The organism is Pantoea sp. SOD02 (genome assembly GCF_024707505.1).
GTDB classification, from domain to species: Bacteria; Pseudomonadota; Gammaproteobacteria; order Enterobacterales; family Enterobacteriaceae; genus Pantoea; species Pantoea symbiotica.
Genome location: NZ_CP102604.1, coordinates 2,192,082 through 2,206,209, shown reverse-complemented (window position 1 = coordinate 2,206,209; position 14,128 = coordinate 2,192,082). Strand labels below are relative to the sequence as shown.

At 52.1% G+C, this 14,128-nt stretch carries 14 protein-coding genes; 11 read left to right on the top strand and 3 right to left on the bottom strand.

Going from position 1 to position 14,128, the window contains the following annotated elements; genetic code table 11:
- Positions 1–324: 324 nt before the first annotated feature.
- The 3 genes from NR302_RS10265 (at position 325) to acnA (ending at position 3,792) form a co-directional block, all read left to right on the top strand.
- Positions 325–483, top strand: coding sequence for a YmiA family putative membrane protein (locus NR302_RS10265; RefSeq protein WP_071531660.1), 159 nt, complete (start codon positions 325–327; stop codon positions 481–483).
- 3 nt (positions 484–486) lie between these two features.
- A complete protein-coding gene (locus NR302_RS10260; protein WP_036648922.1) occupies positions 487–666 on the top strand; it encodes a hypothetical protein in 180 nt (59 codons plus the stop codon).
- A 444-nt stretch (positions 667–1,110) separates the two neighbouring features.
- On the top strand, positions 1,111–3,792 hold the full coding sequence (gene acnA / locus NR302_RS10255; protein ID WP_091003307.1) for an aconitate hydratase AcnA: 2,682 nt from the start codon (positions 1,111–1,113) through the stop codon (positions 3,790–3,792).
- Between the two features lie 49 nt (positions 3,793–3,841).
- Here the strand turns inward: acnA and ribA are convergent, their stop codons facing one another.
- Positions 3,842–4,435 (bottom strand): GTP cyclohydrolase II, encoded by a 594-nt coding sequence (ribA, locus tag NR302_RS10250; RefSeq protein WP_008106521.1) that lies wholly within the window; start codon positions 4,433–4,435, stop codon positions 3,842–3,844.
- A gap of 228 nt (positions 4,436–4,663) precedes the next feature.
- Between ribA and pgpB the strand changes: the two genes are divergently transcribed.
- From pgpB to yciH, 5 genes are all read left to right on the top strand, one after another.
- Positions 4,664–5,428 (top strand): phosphatidylglycerophosphatase B, encoded by a 765-nt coding sequence (gene pgpB, locus NR302_RS10245; protein ID WP_008106519.1) that lies wholly within the window; start codon positions 4,664–4,666, stop codon positions 5,426–5,428.
- Between the two features lie 128 nt (positions 5,429–5,556).
- Entirely contained in the window at positions 5,557–5,862 is a 306-nt protein-coding gene (locus NR302_RS10240; protein ID WP_258143406.1) for a LapA family protein, read from the top strand.
- Between the two features lie 6 nt (positions 5,863–5,868).
- Entirely contained in the window at positions 5,869–7,038 is a 1,170-nt protein-coding gene (gene lapB / locus NR302_RS10235; protein WP_008106516.1) for a lipopolysaccharide assembly protein LapB, read from the top strand.
- 202 nt (positions 7,039–7,240) lie between these two features.
- A complete protein-coding gene (gene pyrF / locus NR302_RS10230) occupies positions 7,241–7,948 on the top strand; it encodes an orotidine-5'-phosphate decarboxylase (protein ID WP_008106514.1) in 708 nt (235 codons plus the stop codon).
- Entirely contained in the window at positions 7,948–8,271 is a 324-nt protein-coding gene (gene yciH / locus NR302_RS10225) for a stress response translation initiation inhibitor YciH (protein ID WP_008106511.1), read from the top strand. The genes pyrF and yciH overlap by 1 nt, the downstream gene beginning before the upstream one ends.
- A 69-nt stretch (positions 8,272–8,340) precedes the next feature.
- Here yciH and osmB read toward each other — a convergent pair whose 3' ends face one another.
- Entirely contained in the window at positions 8,341–8,559 is a 219-nt protein-coding gene (osmB, locus tag NR302_RS10220) for an osmotically-inducible lipoprotein OsmB (RefSeq protein ID WP_008106509.1), read from the bottom strand.
- Between the two features lie 247 nt (positions 8,560–8,806).
- On the opposite strand from osmB, the gene araD reads away from it, so the two are divergent.
- The 3 genes from araD (at position 8,807) to NR302_RS10205 (ending at position 12,028) form a co-directional block, all read left to right on the top strand.
- Positions 8,807–9,505 carry an L-ribulose-5-phosphate 4-epimerase gene (gene araD / locus NR302_RS10215; protein WP_258143405.1) on the top strand — a complete coding sequence of 233 codons (699 nt, stop codon included), beginning with the start codon at positions 8,807–8,809 and terminating at the stop codon, positions 9,503–9,505.
- Between the two features lie 527 nt (positions 9,506–10,032).
- Positions 10,033–11,016, top strand: coding sequence for a 2-keto-3-deoxygluconate transporter (gene kdgT, locus NR302_RS10210; protein WP_007892437.1), 984 nt, complete (start codon positions 10,033–10,035; stop codon positions 11,014–11,016).
- A gap of 145 nt (positions 11,017–11,161) precedes the next feature.
- Positions 11,162–12,028: a crotonase/enoyl-CoA hydratase family protein gene (locus tag NR302_RS10205; RefSeq protein WP_007892438.1), complete on the top strand. Its 867-nt coding sequence runs from the start codon at positions 11,162–11,164 to the stop codon at positions 12,026–12,028.
- A gap of 15 nt (positions 12,029–12,043) precedes the next feature.
- On the opposite strand, the gene pdeR is transcribed toward NR302_RS10205, so the two are convergent.
- Entirely contained in the window at positions 12,044–14,029 is a 1,986-nt protein-coding gene (pdeR, locus tag NR302_RS10200) for a cyclic di-GMP phosphodiesterase (protein ID WP_258143404.1), read from the bottom strand.
- Between the last annotated feature and the right edge of the window lie 99 nt (positions 14,030–14,128).

The following is a 14,128-nucleotide window of genomic DNA, read 5'->3' as shown; positions in this document are numbered from 1 at the left end:
GATGCTACTTTGCAGCTCGCCAGGAATATTCCCATACTCTAGTTAAGAGTTGATGGAGAAGGGCTTTTTTACTGGGTTGGTAAATTACACTCAAATTTAGATTGGATCTAATTTGCTGTTAACCCAAATTTACAATGTAACGATTTAATTAATAGTTATGTTGGCAATTAAATTTATCTCATCAATCTTTTGTGTTTTGATAAATAGCGTTAATCGTTGTGCTCAATAAAAATAACTGGATTTTCGGTCTTAACAAGTTTAGGATTCGTCCTAAATCTTAATCGTTGTCATCAATCGTTTTATTGAGAGTGATTATCAAAAACTATGAATACGAGAATAACTGTACAGCCGGGCTTCCGGACTAAAAGCACCAAAGTTGAGCGTACTGGCAACACCCGTCGCAAAGCTTGGATGACTGTCTTCGCTGCTTCAGCACTGTTCTGGGTAGTGGTGGCGTTAATGATTTGGCGTATGTGGGGTTAAGCCATGTGGGCAAATACACTCAGTCGTAAGCATCCGGTTTCTGCGCGTCAGCCGCAAACGCCTGCGTGCAAAGTGAAAGACGTTGTATCCACTGAACCACAAGTGACCATTCCTGTTTCGTGGGAACTCAGTGAGAATCAGCGCAACTTTATTGAATCCTTCATGGATATGAAGTCCAAATAACGCGGTATGCGTTCTGTTCCATATTTAGACATTTAGTCCCTCTATTTGCCGGATTATCCGGTGGGCAAGTTAAAAGCCCGTCCTTTAACACTCAGCATTAAAAAAACGGTGTCATCAGTACAACGCTGAAGACGGTGGACTTTTTTTGCCCGGAATCCGGGAGGGAGTGAATTATGAACATCAATACAACGACATTATCCTGGGTGAGCGTATATACCTTTTCCCTGGCTTTTTGGGCTGCCGCCTTTTGGGCGATGATTTAAGCTCTAACTCAAATTAAACTGAATTATATAAATGCCCTGACAAACGTCGGGGCATTTTTCATTGTGCTTTTATGTGTCAATTCGTGTTGTTATCAAAACGTTAACGGTAATGTGGTCTATCTTTAAGTTAAACCTTGCAGTCACTGAGGTTTAAAAAGAGATTCACTTACATGGAGGCGCTATGTCGTTAACGTTACGCGAGCAGAGTCAGGACACGCTGGATGTTCGGGCAAAAAAATATCATTACTACAGCTTGCCCAAAGCAGCTCAGCAATTGGGCAATATTGATCGTTTGCCCAAGTCGATGAAAGTCCTGCTGGAAAATCTATTGCGCTGGCAGGATGGTGATTCTGTCACGCTGGAAGATATTGAAGCGTTGGTCGCCTGGCAAAAAGATGCTCACGCCGATCGTGAGATTGCTTATCGTCCAGCGCGTGTATTAATGCAAGATTTTACCGGCGTGCCGGCGGTGGTGGATTTAGCCGCCATGCGCGAAGCGGTGAAACGCCTCGGCGGCGATGTCGCCAAAGTCAATCCCTTATCCCCGGTTGATCTGGTCATCGATCACTCTGTCACCGTAGACCATTTCGGTGATGACAAAGCCTTTGGTGAAAATGTGCATCTGGAAATGGAGCGCAACCATGAGCGCTACGTCTTCCTGCGCTGGGGGCAAAAAGCCTTCAATCGATTCCGCGTCGTGCCGCCGGGCACCGGGATTTGTCATCAGGTCAATCTGGAATATCTCGGTAAATCTGTCTGGCATGAGACGCTGAATGGGCAAGAGATTGCTTATCCCGATACGCTGGTGGGCACCGATTCGCACACCACTATGATCAATGCGCTCGGCGTATTGGGTTGGGGTGTCGGCGGAATTGAGGCTGAAGCGGCGATGCTTGGCCAGCCGGTTTCGATGCTGATTCCTGACGTAGTCGGTTTCAAACTCACCGGTAAACTGCGTCCCGGTATTACCGCAACGGATTTAGTGTTAACCGTCACCCAAATGCTGCGTAAACACGGCGTGGTAGGTAAATTCGTTGAGTTTTACGGTGATGGATTAGCGGACTTGCCGCTGGCCGACCGCGCCACCATCGCCAACATGGCACCGGAATATGGTGCGACCTGCGGCTTCTTCCCGGTTGATGATGTTACCTTAAGCTACATGACGCTCACCGGCCGCGATGCTGAGCAAGTTGAATTGGTTGAGGCTTATGCTAAGCAACAAGGTATGTGGCGCAATGCGGGCGATGAACCGGTGTTCACCAGCTCTTTAGCGCTGGACATGGGTGATGTTGAATCCAGCCTTGCCGGACCAAAACGCCCACAGGATCGCGTATCGCTGGGCGATGTTCCTACAGCCTTTGATGCCAGTAATGAACTGGAAGTCAATCAGGCGCAAAAACCGCATAAAACGGTCAGCTATCGCGATAGCGAAACCGGAGAAAGCTATCAGCTGGATGACGGTGCGGTAGTTATCTCGGCGATTACCTCTTGTACTAACACCTCGAATCCTAGCGTGCTGATGGCTGCCGGTTTGCTGGCGAAGAAAGCCGTTGAGCGCGGTCTGATGCGCAAGCCGTGGGTTAAAGCCTCGCTGGCGCCAGGTTCTAAAGTGGTTTCTGACTATCTCGCTGTGGCCCAACTCACGCCTTATCTGGACGAATTAGGGTTCAATTTGGTCGGTTACGGTTGTACCACTTGTATCGGCAACTCCGGTCCGTTACCCGATGCGATAGAAAGCGCGATTAAAGAGGGCGATCTCACGGTTGCTGCCGTGCTTTCGGGTAACCGTAACTTTGAGGGCCGCATTCATCCGCTGATTAAAACCAACTGGCTGGCTTCGCCGCCGTTGGTGGTGGCTTATGCTTTAGCGGGTAACATGAAGATCAATCTGCAATCTGATCCGATCGGTCAGGATCGACAGGGCAATGATGTCTTCCTCAAGGATATCTGGCCGTCGCCGGAAGAGATTGCGGAAGCGGTGCAGAAAGTGACCAGCGATATGTTCCACAAAGAGTATGCCGAGGTATTTGACGGCACGCCGGAGTGGCAGCAGATTAAAGTTAGTGAAGCGGCAACCTATGATTGGGATGGCGATTCTACTTACATTCGCCTGTCGCCATTCTTTGATGACATGGAGAAAACGCCGAAGCCGGTGCAGGACATCAAAGGCGCGCGCATTCTGGCGATGCTGGGTGATTCCGTCACCACCGACCACATTTCACCGGCGGGTAGCATCAAAGCGGAAAGTCCAGCCGGACGCTATTTGCTGTCGCATGGCGTCGAGCGCACCGATTTCAACTCTTACGGTTCGCGTCGTGGTAACCACGAAGTGATGATGCGCGGCACTTTCGCTAATATCCGTATTCGTAACGAAATGGTGCCGGGTGTGGAGGGCGGTTATACCAAACACTTCCCGACTAACGAGCAACTGGCGATTTACGATGCGGCGATGAAATATCAGCAGGAAGGCGTACCGTTAGCGGTGATTGCCGGTAAAGAGTACGGTTCCGGCTCCAGTCGTGACTGGGCAGCAAAAGGGCCGCGCTTACAAGGTGTGCGCGTAGTTATTTCCGAATCCTTCGAGCGTATTCACCGCTCAAACTTGATTGGTATGGGGATTCTGCCGCTTGAGTTTCCGGCTGGCGTGACGCGTAAAACGCTGCAGCTCACCGGTGAAGAGTTTATTGATGTGGCGAACCTGTCGCAGCTGAAACCGGGTGGCACTGTAAACGTGACGCTGACGCGCGCGGATGGCAGCAAAGAGACGCTGGAAACGCGCTGCCGTATCGATACGGGTAACGAACTAACCTACTACCAGAACGACGGTATTTTGCATTATGTGATACGCAATATGCTGAACTAAAAGAAAAAGCCGGGAATTCCCGGCTTTTTTTATCTGCTTTAAAATCTGCTTAAGACTTCGGTAGCAAATGACCCATTTTCTCGGCTTTCGTATCAAGATAGTGCGCGTTTTTCGGGTTACGCCCGACAACCAATGGCACGCGTTCAACGATATTAATTCCGGCTTCGGTCAGGATCTCAACTTTGCGCGGATTGTTCGTTAGCAAGCGCACTTCATTGACGCCCAGCAGTTTGAACATATCCGCACACAACGTGAAGTCACGCTCATCAGCGGCGAAACCGAGCTGATGGTTGGCTTCGACAGTGTCGTAACCTTTATCTTGCAACGCATAAGCACGAATTTTATTCAGCAAACCGATGTTCCGTCCTTCCTGACGGTGATACATCAAGATGCCACGACCTTCTTCCGCAATCGCCGTCAACGCGGCTTCCAGCTGGAAACCGCAGTCGCAGCGCAAGCTGAACAGGGCATCGCCGGTTAAACACTCAGAATGGACGCGCGCCAGCACCGGATTGTGATCGCTAATATCACCATAAACCAGCGCGACATGGTCATGTCCGGTTGCCAGTTCTTCAAAACCAACCATCAGGAAATCTCCCCATGGCGTGGGCAGTTTGGCTTCTGCTACCCGTTTAAGCTGCATGTGACTCTCCAGAACCTTCAGAGGATGCGCTATCATCATGATAACGCAAGGGCCATATGGCCCGATGAAACTTACACTATTGTGCCACAACCCGAACGGCTGCCGTTAATCGGTCAGAGTGATTGTAGTGATAAAGCACAATTATCCAAGCCGCAATAGGTATGTTATTCTTTTTTCAGCTAAAGTTATGCACAACGCACGTAGTAATGCGGATCTAAAAGGAAGCGAATGTTAAAAATCATTCAGCGCACCACTTTAGGGGCGTTTTTATTGTTGCTCATGCCGTTGGGCGTATGGATATCCAACTGGCAATGGCAACCAGGGGAAAGTGGCAATCTACTTCGCGTGCTGTTTTGGATGACAGAAACCGTCACCAATCCGTGGGGCATTCTCACCAGTATCATCCTCAGCGCCTGGGTGTTGTGGTGTTTACGCTTTCGGCTTAAACCCGCGATTCTGCTCATCCTTATTATGAACGGCGCCATTCTTGCCGGTCAGTACACCAAATCCACCATCAAAGAGCAGGTGCAGGAGCCGCGCCCGTATGTCATCTGGCTGGAAAAAAGTCATGGCATTAACGGTGATGAGTTTTATCAGCTGCATCGTCAGCAGCGTGGCGAAATGGTCGCAACCTTGCTGGCTAACGATACTCAGCTGCCGCAATGGTTGAAGAATCATTGGGCGTTTGAAACCGGTTATGCGTTTCCTTCCGGGCACACCATGTTTGCCGCCAGCTGGGCGTTATTGGCGATCGGCTTATTGTGGCCGCGCCGCCATTTCGCCACGGTTGCCGTATTATTTGTTTGGGCGACCGCGGTGATGGGCAGCCGTTTAGTGTTAGGCATGCACTGGCCGCGTGATTTAGTGATGGCAACGCTGATATCCTGGTTGTTGGTCACTGTTGCCACTTTACTTGCGCAGCGTTTCTGCGGCCCGCTCACCATCCCGCCAGAAGAGCATCGTGAGATCGCGCAACGTGATGATGGATTGTAATTACGCTATTCGTCCCCATATGATTGATTGTGCTTGCAGAAAAAAGCGCTATCAGATGTGGGGATAAGCAGCATCGACGGCGGTTTTTTGGCATACTTCTATTGGATAACCTCTCGACAGGACGCATTGTGAAATATTTGCTTATTTTTCTCGTGGTATTGGTCATTTTCATCATCTCCGTCACGCTCGGAGCGCATAACGACCAAGTCATCACCTTTAACTATCTGCTAGCGCAGGGCGAATTCCGCATTTCAACACTGCTCGCCAGCTTGTTTGGCGCTGGATTCCTGCTGGGATGGGCAATTTGTGGCCTGTTCTGGTTACGCTTACGGGTTTCACTGGCCAATGCACAGCGTAAACTTAAACGTATGCAGGCACATAATGAACAATCAACCGCAGTGACCACATCACCAACTGCCAGCCGTCGGGATTAATTTTCGATGCTTGAATTGCTGTTTCTGCTTCTTCCTGTTGCTGCGGCGTATGGCTGGTATATGGGCCGCCGCAGTGCACATCAGGATAAGCAACAGGAAGCAAACCGCCTATCGCGTGATTATGTGACTGGGGTAAACTTCCTGCTCTCCAATCAACAGGACAAAGCGGTTGATCTCTTTCTCGACATGTTGAAAGAGGACAGCGGCACGGTTGAAGCACATCTGACGCTCGGCAACCTGTTCCGTTCGCGCGGTGAAGTTGATCGCGCCATTCGCATTCACCAATCCCTGATGGAAAGTGCGTCGCTCAGCTACGAGCAGCGTTTACTGGCGATCCAACAACTCGGCCGTGATTACATGGCGGCGGGATTGTACGATCGTGCCGAAGATATGTTTGGGCAACTGGTGGAAGAGACCGATTTCCGCATTGGTGCGCTCCAGCAATTGCTGTTGATTCATCAGGCAACCAGCGACTGGCAAAAAGCCATCGAAGTGGCGGAAAAGCTGGTTAAGCTCGGCAAAGACAAACAGAAAGGCGAAATTGCCCATTTCTACTGTGAGCTGGCGTTGCAGGCATTAAGCAGCGACGACCTTGATCGAGCGATGAGCTTGTTGAAAAAAGGCGAGTCAGCCGATCATCAAAGTGCGCGCGTCTCTATCATGATGGGCCGCATTTTGATGGAGCAGGGCGAGTATGCGAAAGCCGCCAGCCGACTGCAGCGCGTACTCGAGCAGGATAAAGAGCTGGTGAGTGAAACCTTACCGATGCTGGAAACCTGCTATCAGCGGCTGAACCAACCTGAAAACTGGGCGCAATTCTTACAACGCTGTGTCGATGAAAATACCGGCGCCGCAGCAGAGCTTTATCTCTCCGATATTCTCGAGCAGCAGCAGGGCCCCGAAGCGGCGCAGCTGTATATCAATCGCCAGCTACAACGCCATCCCACCATGCGCGTGTTCCATCGTTTAATGGACTTCCACTTACACGAAGCGGAAGACGGACGCGCGAAAGAGAGCTTGATGGTGCTGCGCGATATGGTCGGCGAGCAAATCCGCACTAAGCCGCGATATCGTTGCCAGAAATGCGGCTTCACTGCACATGCACTTTACTGGCATTGCCCATCTTGCCGCGCCTGGTCTTCCGTAAAACCTATTCGTGGACTCGACGGCCAATAAATGGCCGTATTTGTATTCTATCTAAAGCTTATTAGTTACAACATACTATTGTATTTAATACTCATACTCCTCCAGCATCGTGCAGCAAGCGGTCAAACAGGCAAGTTCTGGCGGCAGCGTGATTGTCGGCACCGGCCTGCGCAGGTAGAATGCTTGCCGTTTGTCCATCGCGCCTGCGGGTGCCTGTTACTGAGGAAACGTTATGCCTGTAACCACTTCACCTATTCTGGTGGCACTCGACTATCATGATCTCAACAGCGCGCTGCAGTTTGTAGACCGCATCGATCCAAGCCAGTGTCGCCTGAAAGTGGGCAAAGAGATGTTCACGCTGTTTGGTCCATCGCTGGTGAAAACGCTGCAGGAACGTGGTTTTGAAGTGTTCCTCGATCTCAAGTTTCATGACATCCCAAACACCACCGCACATGCAGTCGCGGCAGCGGCCGATCTCGGCGTATGGATGGTGAACGTGCACGCCAGCGGTGGCGCTCGCATGATGAACGCGGCACGTGAAGCGCTGGTGCCATTTGGTAAAGATGCACCGCTGCTGATTGCAGTCACCGTGTTGACCAGCATGGATGAAGACGATCTGAAAGGTTTGGGCATTACCTTATCTCCAGCTGAGCAGGCTGAACGACTGGCGCGTTTGACCCGCGATTGCGGCCTGCACGGCGTGGTTTGTTCGGCGCAGGAAGCCGTGCACTTTAAGCAGGTAATTGGTCAGGATTTCGCGCTGGTGACCCCAGGCATTCGTCCGGCTGGCAGTGATGCGGGCGATCAGCGCCGTATCATGACGCCGCAGCAGGCTAAACTCGCTGGTGTGGATTATATGGTCATCGGGCGTCCGATCACCCAATCCGCCGATCCGGCCGCCACACTGCAGCAAATCCTGCAAAGTTTACAGGAGGCTTAATGGCTCAGGACAATCGATTGGTGTATTCGACCGACAGTGGCCGAATCACCCATGAAGAAGAGAAAGCGCCGCGGCCGAAAGGCGATGGTATCGTGCGTATCCAGCGCCAAACCAGCGGACGCAAAGGGAAGGGCGTGTGTCTGGTCACCGGCATCGATCTGGATGATGGCGCACTCGAAAAACTGGCCGCTGAACTTAAGAAAAAGTGTGGTTGTGGCGGGGCAGTTAAAGAGGGCGTGATTGAGATTCAGGGCGACAAACGCGATCTGATTAAAACGCTGCTGGAAGCCAAAGGCATGAAAGTCAAACTGGCTGGCGGTTGAAACAGTTCGGGCCACTTATTAGGTGGCCCGTTGTTAAGTAGATGCGCTGCGTAGCCTGATAATTATATTTTATTTGCTGATCTGGTGGCCGATGATGCCGCCGACAGCTGCGCCGCCAACAGTACCAAGTCCGCTACCGTTGGTCAGTACTGAACCACCAATGGCACCGGCACCCGCACCGATTGCGGTATTTCGGTCGCGTTTGGACCAGTTTGAACAGCCGCTCAGCGCGACAACTAAAGTTGTTGCCAATACGGCAGCAGTAAGACGTTTCATTGTTGTAGTCATTAACTTCTCCTTGATTGTTATCACCGAGGTAACTTTCTAAGTATAGATGTTACGGCGCACTCGGCAGGGTAAAACGGTCCTAAACTACAAGTCTGCAATCCACATCTTGTTTATAGCTCGACACCCCTTCCAGGCCACAGATTTCTCGTCATAGCCACTTTCCGCAGCTTTTACAGCCATTCCTTCCATAACGCTTTTCCTCACTGCTCCGCACAATTCAGCTATCACAGTTTGCAGGAGAAAAAAGATGCTGGAAGCGTTAAAGCAGCAGGTGCTGGAAGCCAATCTCGATTTACCCCGTTACAACCTGGTCACTTTCACCTGGGGCAATGTCAGTGCGGTGGACCGCGATCGCGGTTTATTGGTGATTAAGCCGTCGGGCGTGAAGTACGAACAGATGCAGCGCGACGATATGGTGGTTGTCGATCTTGCCAGCGGTGAGGTGATTGAAGGTAAAATGCGCCCGTCATCGGATACCGCTACGCACCGTGCGCTCTATCTCGCCTGGCCAGAGATTGGCGGCATCGTGCATACGCACTCGCGGCACGCCACCATTTGGGCGCAGGCTGGACGCGAAATCATCGCGTTGGGCACCACGCACGCCGATGATTTCTACGGCACCATTCCCTGCACGCGACAGATGAAGCGTGAAGAGATTGAGCAGGAATACGAGTGGAATACCGGGCAGGTGATCATTGAAACTTTTGCGCAGCGCGCAATTGAGCCAAAAGCGATTCCCGCCGTGCTGGTCAATTCCCACGGCCCCTTTGCCTGGGGCAAAGACGCGCATGCTGCGGTACACAGTGCGGTGGTATTAGAAGAAGTCGCCTATATGGCGCTGCATACCGAGCAACTGCGCACTGAGTTACCGCCGATATCGCAAACTTTGCTTGATCTGCACTATCTGCGTAAGCACGGTAAAAATGCGTGGTATGGGCAGAATTGAAGTTGATTCAGAAACATCGATGCCTTCTCCGTACCTTCAGTACATGTTGCTGAAAACGACACATTTGCGAAAGGCGCTGGCACGTCTGCTGCGGCAAAAGGGCCATTCGCAGCGCTGAGGCTTTTACGTTGGGCCAGGAGCCTCGCGCATGGATGCGCGAGGCAGTTCGGGGGCCGGCCAGGACGGCCGATCCGCGAACGGTCCGTTGGCACGACGTGGAAGCCGAAGGCACCGCGCTAGCGGCGCGAGGACGGCCCGTGACGCAGCAGATGTGTCAGCGCCCGCACCAGAACTAGAGCAAACCCCCTCAGCATTAATCCTGCCAGCACCTCTCATTTAGTTTCAAATCATCTGGTATGGCGATATGCATCATAAATACAAAATCATCAATCAATAAAAATAAAACAGCGTTTCATAAATGCATTTGCGATCACTTTTTTCCTTTCAGCCAATCGTTATCTTGCTCGCCATGCCATCTGGCAATTCATAAAACCACCTCCCTCTGGCTCAGTTAAGGTGACACCCTTATGCATATCAAACGTGCAATCGATAAGATTCCTGGCGGCATGATGCTGATACCGCTGTTTTTGGGCGCGTTATGCCATACGTTCTCTCCGGGCGCAGGTAAATACTTTGGTTCGTTCACTAATGGGTTGATGACCGGCACCGTACCGATCCTTGCAGTATGGTTCTTCTGCATGGGCGCATCCATCAAACTCAGCGCCACCGGCACGGTGCTGCGTAAATCAGGCACGCTGGTGCTCACCAAAATTGCAGTGGCGTGGGTTGTCGCGGCGATTGCTTCACGTGTGATGCCAGAAAACGGTGTGGAAGTGGGCATGTTTGCCGGACTCTCCACGCTGGCGTTAGTGGCGGCGATGGATATGACCAACGGCGGCTTATACGCATCCATCATGCAGCAATACGGTTCGAAAGAAGAAGCCGGTGCGTTTGTCTTGATGTCGCTGGAGTCGGGGCCGCTGATGACGATGGTGATCCTCGGCACCGCAGGCATCGCCTCATTCGAGCCACATGTCTTCGTTGGCGCTGTGCTGCCGTTTATCGTTGGATTCGCGCTCGGTAATCTCGATCCCGAACTGCGCGAGTTCTTCGGCAAAGCAGTACACACGCTGATTCCGTTCTTTGCTTTCGCATTGGGCAACACCATTGATTTGACCGTCATCGCGCAAACCGGCCTGCTGGGAATCATGCTCGGCGTCGCAGTGATCATTGTTACCGGCATTCCGCTTATTATTGCCGATCGCCTGATTGGCGGTGGCGATGGTACGGCGGGGATTGCGGCATCCAGCACCGCTGGCGCTGCGGTGGCAACGCCGGTATTGATTGCCGAGATGCTGCCACAGTTTAAACCGGTCGCACCGGCTGCCACAGCGCTAGTCGCCACTTCTGTCATTGTCACTTCCGTCATTGTGCCAATCATTACGGCTGTTTATTCACGACGCGTTAAGCGTTCTCATGTTGCCGTGGGGCAACGCGCAGCCATCAAGTAAGCCCGCTAATGCTTCCCCGGCCGCTGGTCGGGGATATCTCTGGATTTTGCTTTATAAATCAATCTCTCATTTGGTCTGGCCTCACTCTGGATTACGCTGATGTGGCGTTTAACGCACTACATAAACATAAACAGAGGATGAGACAATGACAGTAATTAACCAACCGACATGCAGACTGTTCACCGAAGTTGGACAAACCACACAGCTCGCCGCCTACTATGAAGAGGGCCGACGTACCATGTGGATGATGCTGCGTGCGCAACCCCGTCCGAGTTTCAACCACGAATTAATTGAGGAGATCATGAACCTGAGCTATTCCGCTCAGCGTTCCGGTCTGCCGATTGATTTCTGGGTGACGGGATCGTTAGTGCCACAGATGTTTAACGCCGGAGGCGATCTGCGTTTCTTCGTGGAGTGCATTCGCAATAACCGTCGTGAAGCACTGCGCGCTTATGCACGTGCCTGTGTTGACTGCATCCACTCCGCAGCGCGGGGTTTCGATACCGGTGCGGTCACGCTGGCGATGATTGAGGGCAGTGCGCTCGGTGGCGGCTTTGAAGCGGCGCTGGCGCATCACTTCATTCTGGCGCAGAACAGCGCGCGCATGGGCTTCCCGGAGATCGCGTTCAACTTGTTCCCTGGCATGGGCGGCTACTCGCTAGTGGCGCGTCGCTCTGGCATGAAGCTGGCTGAAGAGCTGATTATGGAAGGCGAGTCACACAGCGCGGAGTGGTATGAAACACGTGGTCTGGTCGACAAAGTGTTCCAGCCGGGCGATGGTTATCGCACCACACGGACCTTTATCGATACGTTACGTCCAAAGCTCAACGGCGTGCGTGCGATGCTGAAAGCGCGTCAGCGCGTATTGCAATTATCACGCGCCGAGCTGATGGATATCACCGAGGACTGGGTTGATTATGCCTTCACACTGGAACCGAAAGACATTGCTTACATGGAACGACTGGTACAACTGCAGAACCGTCATAGCGCATCCTTGCGCAAAGCCGGCTAATCTCGCAAACCAGCGTTAGACGCGGGCAGGATGCTTAGCCAGCCAATGCCCGAGCTCTTCTGCGGGCATTGGTTTTGCATAATAATAACCCTGACGCCCATCGACACCATTGGCCATAACAAACTTTTCTTCGGCTTTAGTTTCAATGCCTTCGGCAATCACCTGCAGCTTCAAGGCTTTGGCAACGGCGACAATCGCACGGACCAGCGACTGCGCAACAGGTTGCTTATTGATATTACGCACAAAACTCTGATCCAGTTTAATGGCGTCAATAGGGACGCGCGCCAACTGGGAAAGTGAGGAGTAACCGGTACCAAAATCATCAAGATGCACTTGCGCGCCCAGTTCCTGAAACTGCTTCATCAGCATTAGCGCGCCAGCTTCATTCTCAATCAAACAGCTTTCCGTCAGCTCGATATCAATCGGACAGTCGGTCAAACCGGCTTCGTTCAGCGCATGTTTCAGGTCGGTATAAATACTCTGGTCAATCAGCTGTTTAGCCGAGACGTTAACGGCGACGCGCAGATAGATGCCTTCGCTACGCCACTTAATGATCTGCTGTAACACATTCAGCATCACCCAGCGGCCCAAAGGCACAATCAAACCGGACTCTTCGGCATACGAGATAAAGTCGCCCGGCGGCACCAAACCGCGCTCCGGGGAATTCCAGCGCACCAGCGCTTCGGCGCTCAGCACATCGCCTTCGGCATTAAGTTTCGGTTGGTAATGCACCACTAAATGATCAAGTTCGAGTGCTTTACGCAGGTTGGTATCGAGCCACAGATACTCAAACACGCGCTGATTCATCTCGTTGGCGAACACGCAGAACTTGCCGCGGCCGTTCTCTTTGGCGTGATACATCGCGGTATCGGCGTTCCGAATCAGGCTTTCACGATCTTCGCCATGCAGCGGGGCGAGGGCGATACCAATTGAGCAGCCGCTGTAAACTTCAATCAATCCAATGCGGAACGGCTGACGCAGCCGCTCAAGGATGCGCGATGCCATCGCTTCCAGCGCCGCCTGGCTGGTATGTTCCGCCAGCACCACAAACTCATCGCCGCCGAGGCGCGCCAGCGTCTGGTCTTTGCCAAGGCAGCTGAGGATGGCCAACGACACCGCTTGCAGCAACTGATCGCCAAACATATGGCCGTAAGCGTCGTTCACCTTCTTAAAATTGTCTAAATCGAGGTAAACCACACCGGTTTGACTGCCATTCGCCAGCTCCAGTGCCAGACTAATCTGCTGATGGATCGCGTTGCGATTGGGCAACCCGGTCACGGTATCGGTATTGGCCAGCACGCGCAGGCGTTCCTGAGCGCGGCGCTCTTCAGTTATGTCGGTTCCGGAACAGATGAGGAAAATTTCATTTTTTCCGCTACCGCTGTGAACGAACTTATTACGAAACAGAAACAGTCGCTGACCTTTACGGGTTTTAATCCAGCGTTCAACTTCGTAAGAACTGCCTTCACTGAAGAAACCGGCGATATTGCGGCGTGATGCCTGCGCTTCCTGCTTGGTCATAAACAGCTGAAAAACGTTGCGGCCAATCACTTCCTGCTCTTTCAGCCCGGTATACTCTTCACTCAAACGATTGAAACGCTGGATATTGCCGCGTTGATCGAGAATCACGATCACTGAGTTCGCCTCAGAAACCACTTGCTCGGCGAACGATAATCCCAGCGTCAAATCACGCGCGACAGCCGAGGTATCGCCCCAGGCTGAAGAGGTGCCTGCCCAGGTCGATTGATTGACTTTACGACCGACAAAATGCATCGGAACGGGTTCGCCGTGCAGCGACAGCGTGAGGTTAATACTTGAGGTAATGACCGTCATCGCACGTAATAAACTGGCTTGTGCGGGAGTCAGCGGAACCGCCATATTGGTGTTCGCGTTCTCATCTTCGGCAAAATGCAGAGCATCACTATCTGAAGTTAAACGCCAATGAGGGCTGGTGGTGCCAAACAAGGTGTATAGCAATGTTTGCCCTTGTTCATCGGTCATGGAAACTTCCTCCGGGGGAATGCTCAGCGGGCGGTATCTCATTATTTTAGCAACAGTATTCAACCTCCTGCGCCAGCACAAGATGCAATCCAAATATAT